Origin of the sequence: Streptococcus infantis, assembly GCF_000960085.1 — a bacterium.
Taxonomy (GTDB): Bacteria; Bacillota; Bacilli; order Lactobacillales; family Streptococcaceae; genus Streptococcus; species Streptococcus infantis_C.
Genome location: NZ_JYGT01000007.1, coordinates 412,423 through 433,910, shown reverse-complemented (window position 1 = coordinate 433,910; position 21,488 = coordinate 412,423). Strand labels below are relative to the sequence as shown.

The window sequence follows — 21,488 nt, the reverse complement described above, 5'->3', positions numbered from 1 at the left end:
TAGACTCGGCTTAGTCTAATATTATTCCTAATGTTGGTCAGTCTACTTATTTTTTCTTTGCGTTTTGCTGAATAGAAGCAGAAATTCTTTTGTTCATGCAGTTACCAACCCTTACAATGACTTTGTTTTCGATCACCAGAGTTTCTCTAAAAAGATTTTGGTCCAATTTGTCCAGCTTTTTAGAGAACCTATCAACTCTTTCTTCTCCAAAAATAGAAAGAAATCGGATTTGTCCTGTTACCTTGCGTTAAGCAAGGTTTTTTTGTGGAATAGTACTAGGCAATTTACGATTTTGTTTTGGAGTGGTATAATATTAACTATCCTGATGAATAGAGGAACTTAAATGAAAGAATTTAACAAATCAATCAAATTAGAGCATGTGGCTTATGATATTCGTGGTCCAGTTTTGGAAGAAGCTATGCGCATGCGCGCAAATGGAGAAAAAATTCTTCGTTTGAACACAGGGAACCCAGCTGAGTTTGGCTTTACAGCTCCAGATGAGGTCATTCATGACCTAATTATGAATGCGCGAGATAGCGAAGGTTATTCAGATTCAAAAGGAATCTTTTCAGCTCGTAAAGCGATTATGCAATATTGCCAACTAAAAAATTTCCCTAATGTAGGTATCGATGATATCTACCTTGGAAATGGGGTTAGTGAGCTAATTGTTATGTCTATGCAGGGGCTTTTGGATAACGGCGATGAAGTTTTGGTTCCTATGCCTGACTATCCTCTTTGGACAGCAGCGGTTAGCTTGGCTGGAGGAAATGCCGTACACTACCTCTGTGATGAAGAAGCTGAATGGTATCCAGATCTAGATGATATCAAGTCTAAGATTAGTTCAAATACCAAGGCTATTGTGTTGATCAATCCAAATAATCCAACTGGGGCTCTTTATCCCAAAGAACTCTTGCTAGATATCATTGAGATTGCTCGTCAAAATGACTTGATTATCTTTGCAGATGAAATCTACGACCGTATGGTTATGGATGGCAATGTCCACACACCAGTAGCAAGTTTGGCTCCAGACCTTTTCTGTGTCAGCATGAATGGTTTGTCTAAATCTCACCGTATCGCTGGATTCCGTGTAGGATGGATGGTCTTGTCTGGACCTAAACATCACGTAAAAGGCTACATTGAAGGTCTCAATATGCTTTCAAATATGCGCCTCTGTTCGAATGTACTTGCCCAGCAGGTAGTTCAAACCTCCCTTGGTGGTCATCAGTCGGTGGATGAATTGCTCTTACCAGGTGGTCGCATCTATGAGCAAAGAAACTTTATTTATAATGCGATTCAAGATATTCCTGGTTTGTCTGCTGTTAAACCAAAAGCAGGTCTTTATATCTTCCCTAAAATTGATCGTAATATGTACCGTATCGACGATGATGAACAGTTTGTCCTTAATTTCTTGAAACAAGAAAAGGTGCTTTTAGTACATGGGCGTGGCTTTAACTGGAAAGAACCAGATCACTTCCGTATTGTTTATCTACCACGTGTCGATGAGTTGGCACAAATCCAAGAGAAGATGACTCGTTTCTTGAAGCAGTATCGTAGATAAGGCTTTCATAGCAAAAAAGCTGGAAACATTTGTCAGAGCTATTGACAAATAAGTAAGAATCAGATAGAATAGTAAAGTATGTTTAGTAACTGATCACTTTATAGCCGGCTAAACGAATACAAAATCTATGAGGAGGTATTCATCGTGAAACGTACTTATCAACCAAGTAAACTTCGTCGTGCGCGCAAACACGGATTCCGTAACCGTATGTCAACTAAAAACGGTCGTCGCGTATTGGCAGCTCGTCGTCGCAAAGGACGCAAAGTTTTGGCTGCATAATCCAAACAAATGAAACAAAGAAGTCAGTAGGAACTCGAGCCTACTGACTTTTCTGTTTATCTAAAAGAGAGAAACTTCTATAGCAATTGATGTAATCTGAAAACTGTAGAAGATTGCATGGAAAGATGATCAATAGAAAAAAGCTCAAAATCAGAAGATCAATTCTCTGATTTTGAGCTTTTCTTTATTCTTTCAAATGATAAGAGTAGCTAGCAACGACGACATCTTCGTGCCATCTGAGAGCATATTTTAATTTGAGGCTCATTTGATTGTGGAGGATATTTTGCCAAGGTTTGTTAGGGATAAATTGGGGTACTAGAACTGTAACTGTGTAGTTCTTTTTCTTGGCTTCTTGAGAGATTTTTCGAACATATCGAACTGTAGGTGTGATGATATCGCGATAGCTAGTAGTAATATTTTTGAGAGTGATATTTGGGAAGTAGTCGGCAAATTCTTGGAGGATTTCTTGGTCTTTTGCTTCAGTTTCTTTGGTGGAAATGTGCATGGCCAAAACCTCATCTCCAATACTTTGAGCGTAGTTAATCGCTCCAACGCTGACTCGAGTAACATTTCCTACTAAGACAAGGACGACATTACCATCGTAGGTTTTCTTTTGAATTCCTTCATAAAGTCGAAGTTGTTTGGCCACCTTTTGGTAATGACTGTGGATAGACAAAAAGAGGAAGGTTAAGACTAGGATAATTGGGAAGAATGGCCAGATATCTCCAAGTCTGAAGAAGAGTAGGATAAGAACGATAGCGTAACAAATGATAGCACCGAGGATGTTAGCAAAGGCAGATTTTAAGAAATGAGAACCTTTTTCTTTTTTCCAATGGCGAATCATCCCTGTTTGAGAAAGTGCAAAAGGTACGAAAACTCCAATAGTATAAAGAGGAATCAAGCGTTCCGTATTTCCGTTAAAAATGAGCAGAAGAATCATAGCGCCAAAGGCCAAGGTTAGAATCCCGTTTGAGTATCCTAAGCGATCTCCCTTCTCCATAAAGAGATGGGGCATATACTTGTTCTTGGCCATATTGTAAGCTAACATAGGGAAGGCCGAAAAACCAGTATTTGCAGCGACGGCTAGGATTAGGGCAGTTGAAAATTGGAAGAGATAATAAACAATCTGACCGAGAGCTGAATCCCCTAAAATTCCTTTAGCCATTTGTGAGAGGATTGTTTCTCCGTGTTGAGGAGTAATCCCCATCCAGTAGTTAAGGAAGGTAATTCCAGCAAAGAGAAATCCAAGAATCAGAGACATGATGGTCAGTGTTTGAGCTGCGTTCTTTTCTTTGGGAGTCTTGAAAAATGGAACAGCATTTGAGATGGCTTCAACCCCGGTTAATGAAGCTGAACCGCTAGTAAAGGCTCTTAAAATCAGGACGATTGAGAGACTTGGGACAGTTTGACCAATTGCGGAAGTTGCATGATAGCTGAGAGAACCTGTCAATAGCTGGAAGAGACCAAACAATAAGAGGAAGACCGTACTAAAGATAAAGAGGTAGACAGGAATCATCAGAGAACTAGCAGATTCCTTCAAGCCTCGCAGATTCAAAAGCATGAGCAAACATACTAGAAAAATGGAGATGTGGAGGTTGTAAGGGTGAAGGGCAGGAAGTGCTGCTGTGATCGCATCAGCCCCTGCAGCCACGGATACGGCTACTGTTAGCATATAGTCAACAAGCAGGCTTCCCCCAGCAATCAAACCTAACTCAGGGGAGAGGTTTTCTCGAGTAACCATATATGCACCTCCACCTTGAGGGTAGGCATGGATGATTTGTCGATAAGATATAGTCAAGCTAGCTAATAGCAAGAGGACAAAAATGCCGATAGGAAGACTCCACCAAATAGCGAGGGGAGAAAGACTAGCCAAGACAAGGACGACCTGCTCAGGTCCATAGGCGATAGATGAAAGGGCATCGCTTGAGAGCATTGCAAGTGCTTGTGTTTTTCCAAGTAGTCCTCCCTCGCCTTCAGTTAAGGACTTAAGAGGACGACCAATAAAGGTATATTTTAGTTTTGTAAACATTTTCTTTCCTTTTCTGAAATTTTCAACAAGAGTTATTATACTGCTATGAAAATAAGTCGTCAAGAAAAAGTGAGTGATTTTAAAATATTTTTTCCTATAAGGATGCGACTAGTTTTTTGGTATAATAGAAGGTAGAAAAAACGAGGGAATATAAATGATTTTTGATACACATATCTAGAGTGTTTGGAGTACAGTTTAAGGACTCTTGACATTATTAAGGTATAAATTAACCATAAAACTAACCAAAGGAAAGTTAAAGTAGCATACAAAAAGAGGAATTCATTGAGAGTTCCTCTTTTAATCTATATTTTTGACAATTTCATTGAACAAAGAAATTATTTTTAATTTTTTTGTGTGAGATAAATCTGAGATGTTATCAATCAATGTAGTTATAGGGACGTAATTATTTGAGAGTGGAAAATTAAAGAAGTCTTCTACGGTCAGTCCTAAAGCAGTAAGCACTTTTTCAAGTGTGTGTATTTTAAAATCATATTTCATATTCTCAATGTTTTGTATTGCTTTAACACCTAGCCCTGCTTGATTGGATAATTGTTCTTGGCTAAGATTCTGTTCTTTTCTACATTCTCTTATACGTACTGCTATGTATTTTTGTAATTGATTAGCTTCCATCCGTAATTTCCTCTTTTGTATTATTCTACTATCCTTTATATGATTTTTTAAGTACAATTAACTATCTAAAAAGACAATGAAGGATAGCAAACCATACAATTTTGTGTTAAAATAGATAAAAAACAATACAATTGGAGTCGTAATATGACAGAAGAAATAGTTGTGTATAAATTACAAGAGTGGGACATGGGAAATGGTGAGAAGAAATATTCTCAGTTAGGTAGCTTAGAAGCTCATTATTATTTTGCAAAAAATAATGGTGGAAAAGTTTTATTTACGACAGAATCGGACTTGTACCAGAGAAATGTTGGTTATGTGTTACTAACATTGCCGAATGGAGAATACGGCTTTCTTTCTAAAATTATTGAAAAAGGAACCTATCCGAAACTCCCAGAAGATCCCTCGTATATGGTTCCAACAGAGTGGAGAAATATGAATGAAGAAATTGAAAAGCAGACCAATTTTAATTGGATTGCCTTAGAAGTTGTTTCAAAGATTATTGAAGGTATTGAAGGAATACCTAAAATGCCTAGCCCTCAGTATATGTCAAAAGATGAATTTAATAATTTTTTAGGAGAATAGAATATGAAACTTGTCAAAATTTTTTTAAGTATACTATCAGTGGTAATTATATCAGGTTGCTATTCTAAAGATTCAAAGGATTCATTTGTAGAAATTGAATCAGTAAATAAGGAATTAAGTAAATCTGATATTGTATCAGGGAATTTTGAAACATTATCTGGTACGTGGTACAGTGAAGTGGGGAAAAATGAAAATCAAATGATTTTGACAATTGATAAGGAGGGAAATGCTAAAGTATTTAATAATAATAAAGAATTACAAAATAAGGGAAGTTTAGTTGTTGCAAATGACAATACTTTTGATAAAGGCTATTTAGTCATGAACGTAAAAGGTATAGTTGAAGGAAAAGAACGTAATCTATATGCAGGTGGCCAAATGGGTCGAGAGCAAGAATATAGTAAATCTGATAGAAATTTATATTTTTTCCAAGGAAAATCAGAGTTCAACCGAGATGAAGTAGGATTTGACTTTTCAAGAGAGAATGAGAATGTTATCAAATATGATATACCGAAAAAAATAACAAAAGACACTCTGGTTTTTCAGAAAAATGAAAAACCTAAGGAAAAAGGTTATGGAAGACCAAATGCAATTAATTATACTGTTTTTCATAGAAAAAATGAAATGAATGAACAACCTACACCAATTAAATCAAATCTTAATATTGATGAAATCAAAAATCGTAATTTCTCTTCAATTGCTGGTAATTGGAGAAATCCTGATGGGCATTCATTTAAAGTATATTCGGAAGGTAGAGGTGAGTCGGTTTTTAATGGAAGTACAAGACGTGGAGTCATTGAATTTTCTTCCGTACATGATGGTATTATAGCTGGTGATTTCGGGAAAAAGACTGAACAATGGGTAATACCGATTTACGCTAATGGAGATATTGGCAGAGAGGTAGATGGAGTTGATGGAGACAACATACAGATTATAAAATCTGGAGAGACTGTTGGAGCGACAAAAAATACTTTTCTTTATGATATCTTCGAATTACCAGATGGAGTACCACGTTTATCTGTTATAGACAGAGATGTTTTAACGCTGACAGATCATTTTGATGAATATTTTGAGAGTCCGTCAATAGTATTTTTTAGAGAAAATGAGATGAAACAGTTTGCTGATGTTAAAAATGAAAACATTATGAATATTGATGGATTGGTAAAAGGAGATTTTTCTACTGTAGTTGGAACTTGGGGAGTTCCTGAAAATCAAGGTATCGGGAATAGGATAAAAATTGATGAAAAAGGAGTACTGACTTGGATAGGTTCTAGATCAGCAGAACGAATAATACATGATGTGAAAAAGAATGCTGATAATAGTGGGATTGGAATATTTGGGAAAGAGTTTAATTGGGAAACAGTTACTCCATCAAACTACATTAATTTTATTCCTGCGGGTGTTGCTATTAAAGGTGAAGAAAATGGTGACAGTAATAAAGATCGTATTATTTTTGGATCTATTGAAAACCAGTCAGACAAAAAAATTCTTTATCGTTTAGATGAATGATTGAGTGAATAAAAAACTGAAAATATATTTGAAATTATATATAGTAAATGCATAGCAGTTATACGATTTTGTATAACTGCTATTTTTTTATACATCTGACTGTTTCTATCTAAAATGACTACTAAGTATTTTCCACTGGCGATAGCGTGAGAAGACAAACTCTGTATGGTTGGTAAATCCCCAGGAGGTACCAACATATGGTAGATTTAACAAAAGTAGAACAACGTAGAGAAGAAGCAATTCAAAGAGCTTTACTTACTGACGATTGGAAAAAGGTAGATAACTTACTAAACCAGCCCTATGAGAATTCATGTAGAAAAGATCGTTCTTATGGTCTTCGTAGTTTAGATAGTAGATCAGGTGACACAGGTTCTTTATTAGATACGATAGCAGATTATAATGACCCATTGTCTTTCTTAATAAAAAAAGAAGAAATTGCTATTATAAACGATGCTATTAAGAGTTTGCTGAGCGACAGAGACAGAGAAATTCTGTTTGGAGTTGTTTTTGAGAATAAATCATTCTCGCATCTTGCAAAGGAAGTTGGGCTTAGTGACAAAACTGTCAAAAGACACTATGAGCGTATTATAGAGATTCTACGAAAAGAATTAATAGATTAATAATTTCATAATCTACTCCGAACTCTTTTAAAATTTCTCCTTATAAGCAAGGAGGTGATTTTAAAATGTTGTTATCTGTAATCGTCACAGTATTTATTTCGTTAAAAGTAGACGATTTGCTTTTACATATAGAAAGAAGGTTTTGACTTATGACACTTAAGAATTTATCATATTTTACAGAGTTCAACGCTTCGTTATTCTTTGCTCAAAAAGAGTTGCGCTTTATTTCTGCCACAATGTGGATAGAAAAAAGTGAAACTGGTTCAGAAATTGAAAAAGGGGTAAAAGTGGGCGTACTTATCTTTTCTGATGACAGTGACTATCCAAACGAAAAAAATAATATTGGAGAGCAACTCACTGTAAAAGTTCCACTAGCATCGATGAAGGATTACGACTCGTATCAACCAATGATCACAACTGTAGAAATTGTAGACATTGAGAAGGCAGTTGTATATGGAGAGTACCGTAACCAGCTTAGTTTGATTGCAAAAGTCAATGAAGTTGTCGAACTTTAAAGGAGGTCAATATGCCGTCGATTATCGAAGAAATACCTATGAAGATTTTTGAAGGTATTAAGGAAGTTTGTCATCTTTGTGGCAGAAAACTTCAGGAGTACCAGAGGAAAGTCCAGATAGAAGAAAATCAAAAAAACTGGAATAGATTTCTAGATTCTACTCAAAATGTATTGGTAGAATTAGTGAAAGAAAATATTCAGGAAAATCAGTTTGCATATACACTAGTTCCAATTTACGAAGCTCAGGAAGTTGTTCAAGCCGATGGAAGCAAGTCGGTCCAGAGAGTGCACGTAGCAGATGAAAGAGTTCCTATAGGTACAATGGATAACCAGGGAATTCAAGAATTTGGAGCTAGGTGTGTAGTTTTTCGGTTTCAAATTTTTGGAGAGATAGATCCAGACGCTCTATTAAGAATAAAAGATACTTGGATCTTTTATTTGCAGAAATATGCTCTTCATGGTCTTGCTGATCTATATGTAAAGGGTGGGTTGCGCTATCTAGCATTCATCATATGTAATGACTTAGATAAACGAACGATAAAGGGGGCTTTGTTCAAACTGAAGCATCCGTGGTCTTAGATGGTTAATTTTATACCGTGAAAGTTGTTGACAGTAGGCTAAGATGAATTAGACTGGTTGTGGTGGTACGGTGGAACTTTGTTCACCGTGCCAACACAATCAGTTTTATAATCTTAGGGTTCCTACTGTCAATAAACCATGGAATAAATTTAAACATCGTTAGTTTGACCCATTAACTTGATAAGCGTCAAACATTAGCACAACGAAAGGAGACATTATGAATCAAATTTTTCCCAATAAATTGGTTAAAGCCTATGTTTATGGTGATACCGTTGAAATGACTACCGCCAACGGTCAACAAGAACAAATTATCAAAGTGATAGAGGGCAAGCGTTACGTAAATCTTGAGACTGGAGAAATTCACGCTATGGATACTTCCAGTAGTACACGATTCGATAATTTGAAGTCTACTAAACAGACTATGAAAAAACTACGCCGTCTAGTATCTCATAATTTTACGGGAGGTATCAACCAGTTATGGATAACGTTGACTTATCGAGACCATGTTACCGATCCGGCTATAGTTTACATGGATTTCAAAGCGTTCATTCGACGCATTCGTAATCAGTTTGGAAATGTTGATTATATTACGGTCATTGAGCCACAAGCTAGTGGAAGGTGGCATTTGCATGTGTTATTAAAGAACGATTCCGAACTAACAATTCCTAACAATGACCTTGCTAAGATGTGGGGGAAAGGTTTTACAAAGACCAAGAGGTTAAAGAGAGCTGATAAGGTTGGGAATTATTTGATTGCTTATTTATCTAATTTGCAGATAGGTGATGAGGGTTCACAAAATAAATCTATTGTAAAAGGAGCTCGTTTATACATGTATCCAAAAGGAATTCGTATTTATCGTACAAGCAGAGGAATTGAAAAGCCTTTGGAAATTACAACAACAAAGGCTGAACTTATGAAGACTTATAAAATTAACAGTCCTCCGACTTTTTCACGTACCACAAAACATGAAACTCATTATGGTGTGAAAGAATATACTACCGAGTTTTACGATAACATAAAAAGCTTGTCAGACACTTTTGGCGGAGCAACTGACAAGCTAAGTAGGTAATAAAAGAGAATGTCTTTTACCATCCCTATTATATCAAAAATAGGAGAAATTTATGGAAAATATATATAAAAGCAAGAAAGGGATTACGGAATTATTTGATGTTCCGTTAAAAACCTTAAACAATGATCTAACAGAAATGCGAAGAAATGAAAAATTCCAAGGATACATTTTGAAGCCTTCTCATAAGAGAGTATATATAAATGTTGAAGGTTATAAGGAATTTCTGCTTTATAAACAAAAGAAATATGAGGAAGCTATGTAGTTATGTTATAATTAAGCTATGCTACATAGCTTTCCTTTGCTTTAAAAGTACAAGGAGAAGAAATGTTTTTTAAAAAATTGGATAATGGTAAATACCGTTATTATGAGAAATTCTATCATGAACGAGAGGAAAAGTGGAAGCAAGTCTCTGTGACTCTAAAATCAAAATCTAGAGTTTCTCAAGCAGAAGCAAAACGTCGTTTAGCGCTAAAAATCGAAAAACTTCTAACCGCTCCTACAAAAGAGGAAGTCGAAAAGAAACAACTAGAAGAAATGATTTTTAGTCAACTATTGGAAGAATGAAAAACGATTCGTTCCAGTGAGATAAAATCTTCTAGTTATAGAAGTGAGATGAAAAGTTTAGAGCTATTCATGGGAGCAGTAGGAAATTTGAGAATATCAGATTACACCACTCAGCTAGTTCAAACATATCTAATGAATTTGAATGTTCAAAATTCAACAAGAAAAAATCGAAAAATATACTTGAATGGTATCTTTGATTATGCTGTAAAGGTCGGATATATTTCTGACTCACCAGTTAAAGGGGTGGTAATTCCGAAGCAGAAAGCGGACTATGAGAAGTTGCAAAAAGCAAAGGATAATTTCATTAGTAGAGAGGAACTAGGACAGGTTTTATCGTATTGTGAAAGTCACAATAAAGATAAGCGTTATGCTTTGGCAATGGAATTTATCTTTTTAACTGGTCTTCGTTTTGCAGAGTTTATAGGGGTTCGCTATCAAGATGTAAACTTCAAAGCGAATCTTTTAACAATTGATCATACAATAGATTATGTTGCTCATGGATATGATGAGAGAATCTTACAGACAACGAAAACAGTAGGCTCTGTCCGGACGATAGTACTAAGTGAACGTTGCTTGGATATTATCGAGTACTTTCGTAGGAACTGTTTTGATGAGGAGTTCATCTTTGTGACTGAGCAAGGTAACATTATGAGACAGCTTTTGTTATATAGATTTATCAAAAATATTTGTGAAGTAGTGTTGGGTGGGCACAGATCCTATAATATTCACATGCTTAGACATTCGCATATTAGTTTATTGGCTGAACTAGGGATACCCATAAAGGCTATTATGGAGCGAGTTGGACATAGAGATGAATCTATCACTTTAAGGATCTATAGTCATGTAACAAAAAATATACAAGATGAATTGAGAGAGAAACTTAATCAAATTCATCTGTAGATGCTAACCATAGAACTAACCAAGTACTAACCAAAGTGAATAGAAAATAGGGGAAAGATAGGGAAGTATAGAAGAGAGAAAGTCTTTTCTTTTGGTAGCTAAGGAACATTGAGGAAAGAGAAGGAAATTTAGTTTGGATATTTTTGATACACATACCCACTTGAATGTGGAAGAGTTTTTAGGAAGAGAAGCAGAAGAAATAGCCTTAGCAGCTGAAATGGGTGTGACTCGAATGAATATTGTTGGATTTGACAAACCGACTATTGAGCGTGCTCTAGAATTGGTGGACAAGTATGACCAACTCTATGCGACGATTGGTTGGCATCCGACAGAAGCAGGGACCTATACAGAGGATGTTGAGAATTACCTGTTGGAGAAACTAAAACATCCCAAAGTTGTTGCCTTGGGTGAGATTGGTTTGGACTATCACTGGATGACAGCCCCTAAAGAAGTGCAGGAACAAGTTTTCCGTCGTCAGATTCAGCTATCTAAGGAACTGGACTTGCCTTTTGTGGTTCACACCCGTGACGCGCTAGAAGATACCTATGAGATTATTAAGAGTGAGGGCGTTGGTCCCCGTGGTGGCATCATGCACTCTTTCTCAGGTTCTTTGGAGTGGGCTGAAAAGTTTGTGGAGTTAGGTATGACTATTTCCTTTTCTGGGGTGGTGACTTTCAAAAAGGCAACAGACATTCAGGAAGCAGCCAAAGAGTTACCTTTGGATAAGATTTTGGTAGAAACAGATGCCCCTTACCTGGCTCCTGTTCCTAAACGTGGCCGTGAAAACAAGACAGCTTACACGCGCTATGTAGTGGACTTTATTGCAGATTTGCGTGGCATGACGACAGAAGAATTAGCTGCTGCGACCAGTGCCAATGCAGAAGGCATCTTTGGATTGGAAAGTAAATCATGAAAGAGAAAATTTCCCAAGTCATCGTAGTCGAAGGGCGCGATGATACGGCAAATCTAAAACGTTATTTTGATGTGGAGACCTATGAGACTCGTGGCTCGGCTATCAATGAACAGGATCTTGAACGAATCCAACGTCTACACCAACATCATGGGGTGATTGTCTTTACAGATCCTGACTTTAACGGAGAACGCATTCGTCGAATGATTATGACGGCCATCCCTTCAGTTCAACACGCCTTTCTTAGACGTGATGAGGCAGTGCCTAAGTCCAAGACCAAGGGGCGTTCTCTAGGAATCGAACATGCCAGTTACGAAGACTTGAAAACAGCACTAGAACAAGTCACAGAGCAGTTTGAAGTAGAAAGTGACTTTGATATTAGCCGTAGTGACTTGATTCGCTTGGGTTTTCTAGCAGGCGCAGATAGCAGAAAACGCAGAGAATATCTAGGAGAAAGTCTACGTATCGGTTATTCCAATGGTAAACAACTTCTTAAACGTTTGGAATTGTTTGGCATTAGTTTAGCAGAAGTTGAAGATGTTATGAAATCGTATGAGAATTGAGAAACTCCCCCAAAATGTAGGGGGAATATGATACAATAGAAGTAAGCATATACGGTATAATCAGGCTTGCTTGCAAGCATTAGAAAAGTAACTCCATAGGATTTGTGCTAAGTGGAGACAATGAGGGAAAGTTATGGGAATCTTTGATTTTTTAAAAAAGACAGAAGCAACAAAAACAACTGAATCCAATAAGGAAGCAGAAGAGGCGAAAGGCAATACTTGCGTGGGTGTGCTAGATTTGTTCCCGATGAAGGAAACGAATCAATTATTGATTGTTGGGAGTCTAGAAGGTAGTCTCAAGGTTGGGGATCAGTTGCAGTTTTGCAATCCTGACCAAGGAATGGACGTTCTTGGTACTGTAGAGGTTAAAAAACTCAGCAGTCAAAACAAAGATGCAGATAGTCTAACTGATGAAGTGCTTGCCCATCTAGTGGTTGATAGGATTCCTTCTTTGGATAAACTGAAAAAAGGAAGTGTGCTTTTTAGTTCAGGTGTTGAGGAAGAGCAAAAATTATCTAGCTATTCAGATGCTCTTTATCGTGCTTTTGTAGCCATCCAAGAGGGTCAGTTGACAAATGAAGACTATTTGGCAGCTAGCCTTGATGACAGTGTAGAGATTTTACGTCTCTTTTTATGGAAATGCCGTCAAAATCAGGAAACTGAAAGTGAAGAAAGCTATCAAGCTAACACCCGCAAGTTGGAGCGTCTAGCAGAAATTGTCAAGGATAAGTTGTTAGCAGCAGATTCTGTTTATGCAGTTTATTCAGAAAAAACAGGCGAACCCTATCTTTTCTCAACGACCTATGACAGGGGAGAAGAGGGATACCTATGTACTGATCCCATGATCATGCTTTTGACACCATCTTGGTATCGCCAATTCAAGGAAACCATTGATAGTCGACCAAACTCAGTCGTAAAACTGATTGAAAATACGGAAGATAAAAAAGGGATTGAGAATTTCCTTGGGACAGCCTTTTACTTAAATGGTGCCTTGGGATCAATCTTTAATTCCAAGGAAGTTAGCATCAGTGCTTCAGCCTTAGTCCAAAAACCAGATTTTTCTGATTTACCAGAAATACAAGTTCCTGTAATGAACCCTGACTTGGTAAGATGGATGTTGTTGATGGGGCAACTAGATTATCCGATTACGGAAGAGCAAGAATTACTTTATAAACTCTATTATAAGTTCTTCTCTGAAGCTATGCCGAAAGCAAAGTTCTTAATTCCTTTAGATGCGGCTTCGGAATTTAAGGGCGATAGTCAGGAAGGAAATTCCTTTGTCTTGGAAAAAGATTCTAGTTTTAACATTCCAGTTAAAGAAGGAAAAGATGGCAGAAATTCTGTGCCAGTATTTACCGATTGGAAACGTCTGCGAATGGTCTTTGACGAAAAATGGAATGGCATGATTGAAGAAGCGGGAGGCATGATTGAAGTTTTTGACTATGCCATTAATCCAACGGAGTATTATGAAGCGGGTGCTTATGTTAGCCTAACAGCTTTTAAAGAAATGCAAAAGCTCAGTGAGGAACTAGAAGGCAGAGCTAACGGTTAGAAAGTTTTTCAATATTAGAAAAGAGAATAAATGAGAATTGCAGATTATAGCGTGACCAAGGCAGTGCTGGAGCGTCACGGTTTTACCTTTAAAAAGTCCTTCGGGCAAAATTTCCTGACGGATACCAATATCCTTCAAAAAATTGTGGATACGGCTGAGATTGATGACCAGGTCAATGTCATTGAGATCGGGCCCGGGATTGGTGCCTTGACGGAGTTTTTGGCTGAGCGTGCTGCTCAAGTCATGGCTTTTGAGATTGACCACCGCTTGGTACCAATCCTAGAGGATACCCTGCGGGATTTTGACAATGTGACCGTAGTCAACGAGGACATTCTCAAAGTTGACTTGGCGCAACATATCCAGAATTTCAAAAATCCTGATTTGCCAATCAAGGTAGTAGCCAACTTGCCTTACTATATCACGACGCCTATTCTCATGCACTTGATTGAAAGTGGCATTCCTTTTAGTGAGTTTGTGGTTATGATGCAAAAAGAAGTGGCAGATCGTATCTCTGCTAAGCCAAATACCAAGGCTTACGGCAGCTTGTCGATTGCAGTTCAGTATTACATGACCGCCAAGGTTGCCTTTATCGTACCTCGTACGGTCTTTGTGCCAGCACCAAATGTAGACTCAGCTATCCTGAAAATGGTACGTCGCCCAGAACCGGCTGTAGCAGTGGAAGACGAGAAATTCTTCTTTAAGGTTTCCAAGGCTAGTTTCACCCATCGTCGCAAAACTTTGTGGAACAACTTAACAGGATACTTTGGCAAAACTGATGAAATCAAGGATAAATTGACTAAGGCTTTGGACCAGGCAGGATTATCCCCGAGTGTACGCGGTGAAGCTCTTGGCTTAGAAGAATTTGCTAGTCTAGCAGATGCGCTTAAAGGACAAGGACTCTAAGATGCAAGGACAAATCATTAAAGCTTTGGCCGGCTTCTACTATGTGGAGAGTGATGGTCAGGTTTATCAAACACGCGCGCGTGGAAATTTTCGTAAAAAGGGGCATACGCCCTATGTTGGAGATTGGGTAGATTTTTCTGCGGAGGAAAATTCCGAAGGTTATATTCTCAAGATTCACGAACGAAAAAATAGTCTGGTTCGCCCACCCATTGTCAATATTGACCAAGCTGTGGTTATCATGTCGGTTAAAGAACCAGATTTCAACAGTAACTTGCTGGATCGTTTCTTGGTCCTTTTGGAGCATAAGGGCATTCATCCTATCGTTTATATTTCTAAAATGGACTTACTAGAGGATAGGAGAGAACTGGATTTCTACGAGAAAACCTATCGTGCTATTGGTTACGATTTTGTGACTAGTAAAGAGGAGCTCCTACCCTTGTTGACAGACAGAGTGACAGTCTTTATGGGGCAGACAGGTGTTGGAAAGTCAACCCTCCTTAATAAAATCGCACCTGACCTTAATCTAGAGACGGGAGAAATCTCTGATAGTCTGGGTCGTGGTCGTCATACCACTCGAGCTGTTAGTTTTTACAATCTCAATGGCGGGAAAATCGCAGACACACCAGGATTTTCATCTCTGGATTATGAAGTATCAACAGCAGAAGACCTTAATCAGGCCTTTCCAGAGATTGCTAGTATCAGTCGAGACTGCAAGTTCCGTAGCTGTACCCATACCCATGAGCCGTCCTGTGCGGTCAAGCCAGCTGTAGAAGAGGGTATCATTGCAACCTTCCGTTTTGACAACTACCTGCAATTCCTCAGTGAGATTGAAAATCGCAGAGAAACCTATAAAAAAGTCAGCAAAAAAATTCCAAAATAAGGAGAAACCTATGTCTCAATACAAGATTGCTCCGTCAATTCTGGCGGCGGATTATGCCAACTTTGAACGTGAAATCAAACGCCTAGAAGCAACTGGGGCAGAATACGCCCATATCGATATCATGGATGGTCACTTTGTACCTCAGATCAGCTTTGGTGCAGGTGTAGTCGAGGCTCTTCGTCCTCATAGCAAGATGGTTTTTGACTGCCACTTGATGGTATCAAATCCTGAACATCATCTAGAAGACTTTGCGCGTGCAGGAGCGGATATTATCAGCATCCATGTCGAGGCAACTCCTCATATCCACGGGGCTCTTCAAAAGATTCGTTCTCTCGGTGTTAAACCTTCGGTTGTCATTAACCCAGGTATGCCTGTTGAAGTCATTAAGCACGTGCTTCACCTAGTTGACCAAGTTTTGGTCATGACGGTTAACCCAGGTTTCGGTGGGCAAGCTTTTCTCCCTGAAACCATGGATAAGGTACGTGAATTGGTGGCACTTCGTGAGGAGAAGGGTTTGAACTTTGAAATCGAAGTCGATGGTGGGATTGATGATAAAACCATTGCTCAAGCCAAGGAAGCTGGTGCAACAGTCTTTGTAGCAGGTTCTTATGTATTTAAGGGAGATGTCAATGAACGAGTGCAAGCTCTCAGAAATCAACTGGACTAAAACTGCAGTTTTTGCTGGTGGAGACCGTGGTCACTACCGGACAGATTTTGGCTGCTTTGTTGGTGTGGATCGAGGCTCGCTTTGGGTACTGGAGGAAAAACTTCCTCTTGCTTTAGCAGTTGGGGATTTTGATTCTGTGACTGTAGAAGAACGTCAGTTGATTCAAAAACATGCCCAGCACTTTGTCCAAGCCCAGCCAGAAAAAGATGATACCGATCTGGAACTAGCCCTCTTAACGATTTTTGAAAAGAATCCTCAGGCTCAGGTGACCATTTTTGGTGCCCTAGGTGGTCGCATCGATCATATGCTGGCCAATGTCTTTCTACCCAGTAATCCCAAATTGGCACCCTATATGCGCCAAATAGAGATTGAGGATCGGCAAAACTTGATTAGCTATTGCCCAGAAGGGACCAATCAGCTAGAGCCCCGTTCAGACTACGATTATCTAGCCTTTATGCCAGTTCGGGATAGCCAGTTGACCATTCTTGGTGCCAAGTATGAGTTGACAGAGGAGAATTTTTTCTTTAAAAAAGTGTACGCTTCTAACGAATATATAGATAGGAAAGTTTCGGTAACATGCCCAGATGGCTATGTGGTCGTACTGCATAGTAAGGACAGGAGATAGGATGGAGATTGTATTACTACTGTTATTAATTGCTAACCTAGTCGGCCTCTTTCTCATTTGGCAAGGGCAGGACAAGCAGGAGCAATATTTGACCAAGAGTTTAGAAGATCAGGCAGATAATCTCTCAGACCAGCTGGATTATCGCTTTGAACAAGCTCGACAGGCCAGTCAGCTGGATCAAAAAAATCTTGAAGTGGCTGTCAGTGATCGCTTGCAGGAAATGCGAATCGAATTGCACCAAGGTCTGACTCAGGTTCGGCAGGAGATGAATGAGAACCTCCTCCAAACCAGAGATAAGACTGACCAACGCCTCCAAGCCTTGCAGGAATCAAATGAACAACGCTTAGAACAAATGCGCCAAACGGTCGAGGAAAAGTTAGAAAAGACTTTGCAAACACGCTTGCAGGCCTCTTTTGAGACAGTTTCCAAGCAACTAGAATCTGTCAATCGTGGCCTTGGAGAAATGCAGACGGTTGCGCGTGATGTTGGTGCGCTTAATAAGGTCTTATCTGGTACAAAAACTCGAGGAATTTTAGGTGAATTACAACTGGGACAGATTATTGAAGATATCATGACACCTGCCCAGTATGAACGAGAATTTGCAACGGTTGAAAATTCGAGTGAGCGAGTCGAGTACGCTATCAAGTTGCCTGGGCAAGGCGACCAAGAATATGTTTATCTACCGATTGACTCTAAGTTTCCATTGGCGGATTATTACCGTCTAGAAGAAGCCTATGAAGCAGGTGACAAGGACGAGATCGAGCGTTGCCGTAAGTCTCTCTTAACGAGTGTTAAGCGTTTTGCAAAGGATATCAAGAGTAAGTATCTGGCGCCACCTCGAACAACCAATTTTGGAGTATTGTTTGTCCCGACAGAAGGTCTCTATTCAGAGATTGTTCGCAATCCGATTTTCTTTGATGATTTGAGACGAGAGGAGCAGATTATCGTTGCAGGGCCAAGTACCTTGTCAGCCCTTCTTAACTCTCTATCAGTTGGCTTCAAAACTCTCAATATCCAAAAGAGTGCCGACCATATCAGCAAGACTCTTGCCAGCGTCAAGACCGAGTTTGGCAAGTTTGGGGGGGTTTTGGTCAAGGCACAAAAACATCTCCAACATGCCTCTGGCAATATTGATGATTTATTAAATCGTCGTACTACAGCTATCGAGCGAACGCTCCGTCACATTGAGTTATCAGAAGGTGAGCCTGCGCTTGATCTACTCCAGTTACAAGAAGATGAGGAAGAATATGAAGATTAGTCACATGAAGAAAGATGAGCTTTTTGAGGGCTTTTACCTAATCAAGTCAGCTGACCTAAGACAGACACGTGCTGGGAAGAATTACCTGGCTTTCACTTTCCAAGATGACAGTGGGGAAATCGAAGGAAAACTCTGGGATGCCCAACCTCATAATGTTGAGGCCTTTACGGCAGGGAAGGTTGTTCACATGCAAGGTCGTCGTGAAGTGTACAACAATACGCCTCAGGTAAATCAAATCACTCTTCGCTTACCACAACCTGGCGAACCAAATGACCCAGCAGATTTTAAGGTCAAATCACCAGTTGATGTTAAGGAAATCCGTGAGTATATGGCACAGATGATTTTCAAAATTGAAAATCCTATCTGGCAACGAATCGTTCGAGCTCTCTATACCAAATATGATAAAGAATTTTATTCCTATCCAGCTGCCAAAACCAACCATCATGCCTTTGAAACAGGACTTGCTTATCATACGGCTACTATGGTTCGTTTGGCAGAGGCAATTGCAGATGTATACCCACAACTCAATAAGAGCTTGCTCTATGCGGGGATTATGCTCCATGACCTAGCCAAGGTTATTGAATTGACTGGCCCAGACCAGACAGAGTATACAGTTAGAGGGAACCTTATCGGACATATTGCCTTGATTGATAGTGAAATCACCAAAACAGTAATGGAACTGGGCATTGATGACACCCGAGAAGAAGTGGTACTTCTTCGCCATGTTATTCTCAGCCACCATGGTTTGCTAGAGTATGGTAGTCCTGTTCGTCCTCGTGTGATGGAAGCTGAAATCATTCATATGATTGATAATTTAGATGCTAGCATGATGATGATGTCAACAGCTCTCGCCCTTGTTGATGAGGGTGAAATGACCAATAAAGTCTTTGCTATGGACAATCGTTCTTTCTATAAACCAAAATTAGACTAGAAACTAAAAAAATGAGCTTTATTTAAACAATAAAGTTCGTTTTTTTGCTTTAGTGTGATATAATGAGAAAAAGACTAATTAAAAAGAATGGTGAATAACTAATGAAATTAAGAAGAAGTGATCGGATGGTTGTTATTTCCAATTACTTGATTAACAATCCATACAAATTAACCAGTCTCAATACCTTTGCGGAAAAGTATGAATCTGCCAAATCTTCTATTTCAGAAGATATCGTCATCATTAAGCGCGCCTTCGAAGAAATTGAAATCGGGCATATACAAACGGTGACAGGTGCTGGTGGTGGAGTTATTTTTACACCATCTATCTCTACCCTTGAGTCCAAAACCATCATCGAAGAGCTACGCGATAAACTTTCAGAGAGTGACCGTATTCTTCCAGGTGGCTACATCTATTTATCTGACCTATTAAGCACCCCAGCTATTTTGAAAAATATCGGTCGCATTATTGCTAAGAGCTTTATGGATCAAAAGATTGATGCTGTTATGACTGTTGCGACCAAAGGGGTTCCGCTTGCAAATGCGGTAGCAAATGTTCTCAATGTACCGTTTGTCATTGTTCGTCGTGACTTGAAAATTACTGAGGGTTCAACTGTTAGTGTCAACTACGTTTCAGGTTCTAGTGACCGTATCGAAAAAATGTTCCTTTCAAAACGTAGCCTCAAAGCAGGAAGTCGTGTCTTGATTGTCGATGACTTCTTGAAGGGTGGAGGAACCATTAACGGGATGATCAGCCTTTTGGCAGAGTTTGATTCAGAGTTGGCTGGAGTAGCCGTCTTTGCTGATAATGCGCAAGAAGATCGCGAACAACAGTTTGATTACAAATCACTCTTGAAGGTTACCAACATTGATGTGAAGAATCAACAAATTGCTGTTGAAGTTGGAAACATCTTTGACGCAGAAAAATAAGAATGAACTTAAAATACAAAGGTTGGAACTTTCGTCCCAGCCTTTCTTTGATAATGGATATAAAGGAGTCCTATGAAAACACCATTTATTAATCGTGAAGCCTTAGAAAAAATTGTTGAAGAGTTTCCAACCCCTTTCCACCTCTACGATGAAAAAGGGATTCGCGAGAAAGCACGCGCAGTAAACAAAGCCTTTTCTTGGAATCAGGGCTTTAAAGAATATTTTGCAGTCAAGGCGACTCCGACCCCAGCTATCTTGAAAATCTTACAAGAAGAAGGATGTGGAGTGGATTGTTCTAGTTATGTAGAACTCTTGATGAGTCATAAGCTAGGATTTTCTGGTTCTGATATGATGTTCTCATCCAATAATACTCCAGATAGAGAGTATGCTTATGCCCGTGAATTAGGTGCGACGATTAATTTAGATGCTTTTGAAGATATCGAACATTTAGAGCGTGCAGCAGGTATCCCAGAAATCATCTCTTGCCGTTACAATCCCGGTGGAGTATTTGAACTAGGAACGGACATTATGGATAATCCTGGCGAAGCTAAGTTCGGGATGACTAAGGAGCAACTTTTTGAAGCCTTTGCTATTTTGAAAGAAAAGGGAGCTAAAACCTTTGGGATTCATTCCTTCCTAGCTTCCAATACAGTGACTCACCTCTACTATCCAGAATTAGCACGTCAGCTCTTTGAGTTAGCAGTAGAAATCAAGGAAAAGTTGGGTATTTCGCTGGACTTTATCAACCTTTCTGGAGGTATCGGAGTCAACTATCGTCCAGATCAAGAGCCAAATGACATCGCCTTGATTGGTGAGGGAGTTCGTCAGGTTTATGAAGAAGTTCTTACGCCAGCAAGTCTTGGTCAAGTTAAGATTTTTACAGAACTAGGGCGCTTTATGTTGGCACCCCATGGCATTCTCGTTACAAAAGTGACTCATAAAAAGAAAACCTACCGTACCTATCTAGGAGTAGACGCGTCAGCTGTCAATCTTATGAGACCAGCTATGTATGGTGCTTATCATCACATTACAAATATGATGCATCCTGATGGTCAGACTGAAGTGGTTGATGTTGTTGGTTCTCTTTGTGAAAACAACGACAAGTTTGCAGTAAATCGTGAGCTACCTCAAACAGAAATTGGTGATTTGTTAGTGATTCATGATACAGGTGCCCATGGCTTCTCTATGGGATACCAGTACAATGCTAAACTTCGTTCAGCAGAGATTCTCTATACAGAGGATGGAGGTGCTCGACTAATCCGTAGAGCAGAGCGACCTGAGGACTATTTTGCGACTCTCTATGGGTTTGATTTTGACAAGGATTAGAAGAATTTTGAAAATTATGAAAGTTGAAAGTGAAAAACAGATTGTTTTCTAAAAAATAGACAAAATCTATTGTTTTTCCTTTCAAGCATGATATAATAAAATTATAAAACGGTTTCA

General features: G+C 39.0%; 24 protein-coding genes. 22 read left to right on the top strand and 2 right to left on the bottom strand.

Translation table 11 applies throughout. The features are described from left to right. Positions 1-343: 343 nt before the first annotated feature. Both TZ94_RS04850 and rpmH read left to right on the top strand, forming a co-directional pair. A complete protein-coding gene (locus TZ94_RS04850; RefSeq protein ID WP_045614743.1) occupies positions 344-1,558 on the top strand; it encodes a pyridoxal phosphate-dependent aminotransferase in 1,215 nt (404 codons plus the stop codon). Positions 1,559-1,702: 144 nt separating this feature from the next. After that, the gene (rpmH, locus tag TZ94_RS04845; RefSeq protein WP_000831905.1) at positions 1,703-1,837 is read left to right on the top strand and encodes a 50S ribosomal protein L34; all 135 of its coding nucleotides are present in this window, start codon (positions 1,703-1,705) and stop codon (positions 1,835-1,837) included. Between the two features lie 184 nt (positions 1,838-2,021). Here rpmH and TZ94_RS04840 read toward each other — a convergent pair whose 3' ends face one another. Continuing rightward, complete coding sequence (locus TZ94_RS04840; RefSeq protein ID WP_045614740.1) at positions 2,022-3,866, bottom strand: APC family permease; 1,845 nt, start codon at positions 3,864-3,866, stop codon at positions 2,022-2,024. Between the two features lie 297 nt (positions 3,867-4,163). After that, entirely contained in the window at positions 4,164-4,496 is a 333-nt protein-coding gene (locus tag TZ94_RS04835) for a helix-turn-helix domain-containing protein (protein WP_045614737.1), read from the bottom strand. Between the two features lie 144 nt (positions 4,497-4,640). Between TZ94_RS04835 and TZ94_RS04830 the strand changes: the two genes are divergently transcribed. The 20 genes from TZ94_RS04830 (at position 4,641) to TZ94_RS04740 (ending at position 21,371) form a co-directional block, all read left to right on the top strand. Next, the gene (locus tag TZ94_RS04830) at positions 4,641-5,078 is read left to right on the top strand and encodes a hypothetical protein (RefSeq protein WP_045614734.1); all 438 of its coding nucleotides are present in this window, start codon (positions 4,641-4,643) and stop codon (positions 5,076-5,078) included. A 3-nt stretch (positions 5,079-5,081) separates the two neighbouring features. Then, positions 5,082-6,584, top strand: a complete 1,503-nt coding sequence (locus tag TZ94_RS04825) for a hypothetical protein (RefSeq protein ID WP_045614732.1) — start codon at positions 5,082-5,084, stop codon at positions 6,582-6,584. A 197-nt stretch (positions 6,585-6,781) separates the two neighbouring features. Beyond that, positions 6,782-7,204: a sigma-70 family RNA polymerase sigma factor gene (locus TZ94_RS04820; RefSeq protein ID WP_045614730.1), complete on the top strand. Its 423-nt coding sequence runs from the start codon at positions 6,782-6,784 to the stop codon at positions 7,202-7,204. A 149-nt stretch (positions 7,205-7,353) separates the two neighbouring features. Next, a complete protein-coding gene (locus tag TZ94_RS04815; protein WP_045614728.1) occupies positions 7,354-7,719 on the top strand; it encodes a hypothetical protein in 366 nt (121 codons plus the stop codon). Between the two features lie 11 nt (positions 7,720-7,730). Then, on the top strand, positions 7,731-8,297 hold the full coding sequence (locus TZ94_RS04810) for a hypothetical protein (RefSeq protein WP_045614726.1): 567 nt from the start codon (positions 7,731-7,733) through the stop codon (positions 8,295-8,297). A gap of 217 nt (positions 8,298-8,514) precedes the next feature. After that, positions 8,515-9,366 (top strand): rolling circle replication-associated protein, encoded by an 852-nt coding sequence (locus TZ94_RS04805; protein WP_045614725.1) that lies wholly within the window; start codon positions 8,515-8,517, stop codon positions 9,364-9,366. Positions 9,367-9,418: 52 nt separating this feature from the next. After that, positions 9,419-9,628: a hypothetical protein gene (locus TZ94_RS04800; protein WP_045614723.1), complete on the top strand. Its 210-nt coding sequence runs from the start codon at positions 9,419-9,421 to the stop codon at positions 9,626-9,628. A gap of 62 nt (positions 9,629-9,690) precedes the next feature. Continuing rightward, positions 9,691-9,930 carry a hypothetical protein gene (locus TZ94_RS10145; protein ID WP_347228081.1) on the top strand — a complete coding sequence of 80 codons (240 nt, stop codon included), beginning with the start codon at positions 9,691-9,693 and terminating at the stop codon, positions 9,928-9,930. Between the two features lie 48 nt (positions 9,931-9,978). Continuing rightward, complete coding sequence (locus TZ94_RS04795; protein ID WP_347228080.1) at positions 9,979-10,830, top strand: tyrosine-type recombinase/integrase; 852 nt, start codon at positions 9,979-9,981, stop codon at positions 10,828-10,830. 139 nt (positions 10,831-10,969) lie between these two features. Beyond that, positions 10,970-11,743: a TatD family hydrolase gene (locus TZ94_RS04790; RefSeq protein ID WP_045614808.1), complete on the top strand. Its 774-nt coding sequence runs from the start codon at positions 10,970-10,972 to the stop codon at positions 11,741-11,743. Further along, on the top strand, positions 11,740-12,303 hold the full coding sequence (gene rnmV, locus TZ94_RS04785) for a ribonuclease M5 (protein WP_045614721.1): 564 nt from the start codon (positions 11,740-11,742) through the stop codon (positions 12,301-12,303). The genes TZ94_RS04790 and rnmV overlap by 4 nt, the downstream gene beginning before the upstream one ends. A gap of 133 nt (positions 12,304-12,436) precedes the next feature. After that, positions 12,437-13,855: an SseB family protein gene (locus TZ94_RS04780; protein WP_045614719.1), complete on the top strand. Its 1,419-nt coding sequence runs from the start codon at positions 12,437-12,439 to the stop codon at positions 13,853-13,855. A 30-nt stretch (positions 13,856-13,885) separates the two neighbouring features. After that, complete coding sequence (gene rsmA / locus TZ94_RS04775) at positions 13,886-14,758, top strand: 16S rRNA (adenine(1518)-N(6)/adenine(1519)-N(6))-dimethyltransferase RsmA (RefSeq protein WP_045614717.1); 873 nt, start codon at positions 13,886-13,888, stop codon at positions 14,756-14,758. A 1-nt stretch (position 14,759) separates the two neighbouring features. Next, positions 14,760-15,638, top strand: coding sequence for a ribosome small subunit-dependent GTPase A (gene rsgA, locus TZ94_RS04770; RefSeq protein ID WP_045614715.1), 879 nt, complete (start codon positions 14,760-14,762; stop codon positions 15,636-15,638). 10 nt (positions 15,639-15,648) lie between these two features. Further along, positions 15,649-16,305: a ribulose-phosphate 3-epimerase gene (gene rpe / locus TZ94_RS04765; protein WP_045614712.1), complete on the top strand. Its 657-nt coding sequence runs from the start codon at positions 15,649-15,651 to the stop codon at positions 16,303-16,305. Continuing rightward, positions 16,268-16,930: a thiamine diphosphokinase gene (locus tag TZ94_RS04760; RefSeq protein ID WP_045614710.1), complete on the top strand. Its 663-nt coding sequence runs from the start codon at positions 16,268-16,270 to the stop codon at positions 16,928-16,930. Before rpe ends, TZ94_RS04760 begins: the two co-directional genes overlap by 38 nt. A gap of 1 nt (position 16,931) precedes the next feature. After that, positions 16,932-18,188, top strand: coding sequence for a DNA recombination protein RmuC (rmuC, locus tag TZ94_RS04755; RefSeq protein ID WP_045614708.1), 1,257 nt, complete (start codon positions 16,932-16,934; stop codon positions 18,186-18,188). Next, positions 18,178-19,119 (top strand): 3'-5' exoribonuclease YhaM family protein, encoded by a 942-nt coding sequence (locus TZ94_RS04750; RefSeq protein ID WP_045614706.1) that lies wholly within the window; start codon positions 18,178-18,180, stop codon positions 19,117-19,119. Before rmuC ends, TZ94_RS04750 begins: the two co-directional genes overlap by 11 nt. Before the next feature lie 101 nt (positions 19,120-19,220). Next, on the top strand, positions 19,221-20,045 hold the full coding sequence (gene purR, locus TZ94_RS04745) for a pur operon repressor (RefSeq protein WP_025173297.1): 825 nt from the start codon (positions 19,221-19,223) through the stop codon (positions 20,043-20,045). A gap of 72 nt (positions 20,046-20,117) precedes the next feature. Continuing rightward, positions 20,118-21,371, top strand: coding sequence for a diaminopimelate decarboxylase (locus TZ94_RS04740; protein ID WP_045614705.1), 1,254 nt, complete (start codon positions 20,118-20,120; stop codon positions 21,369-21,371). Positions 21,372-21,488: the final 117 nt, after the last annotated feature.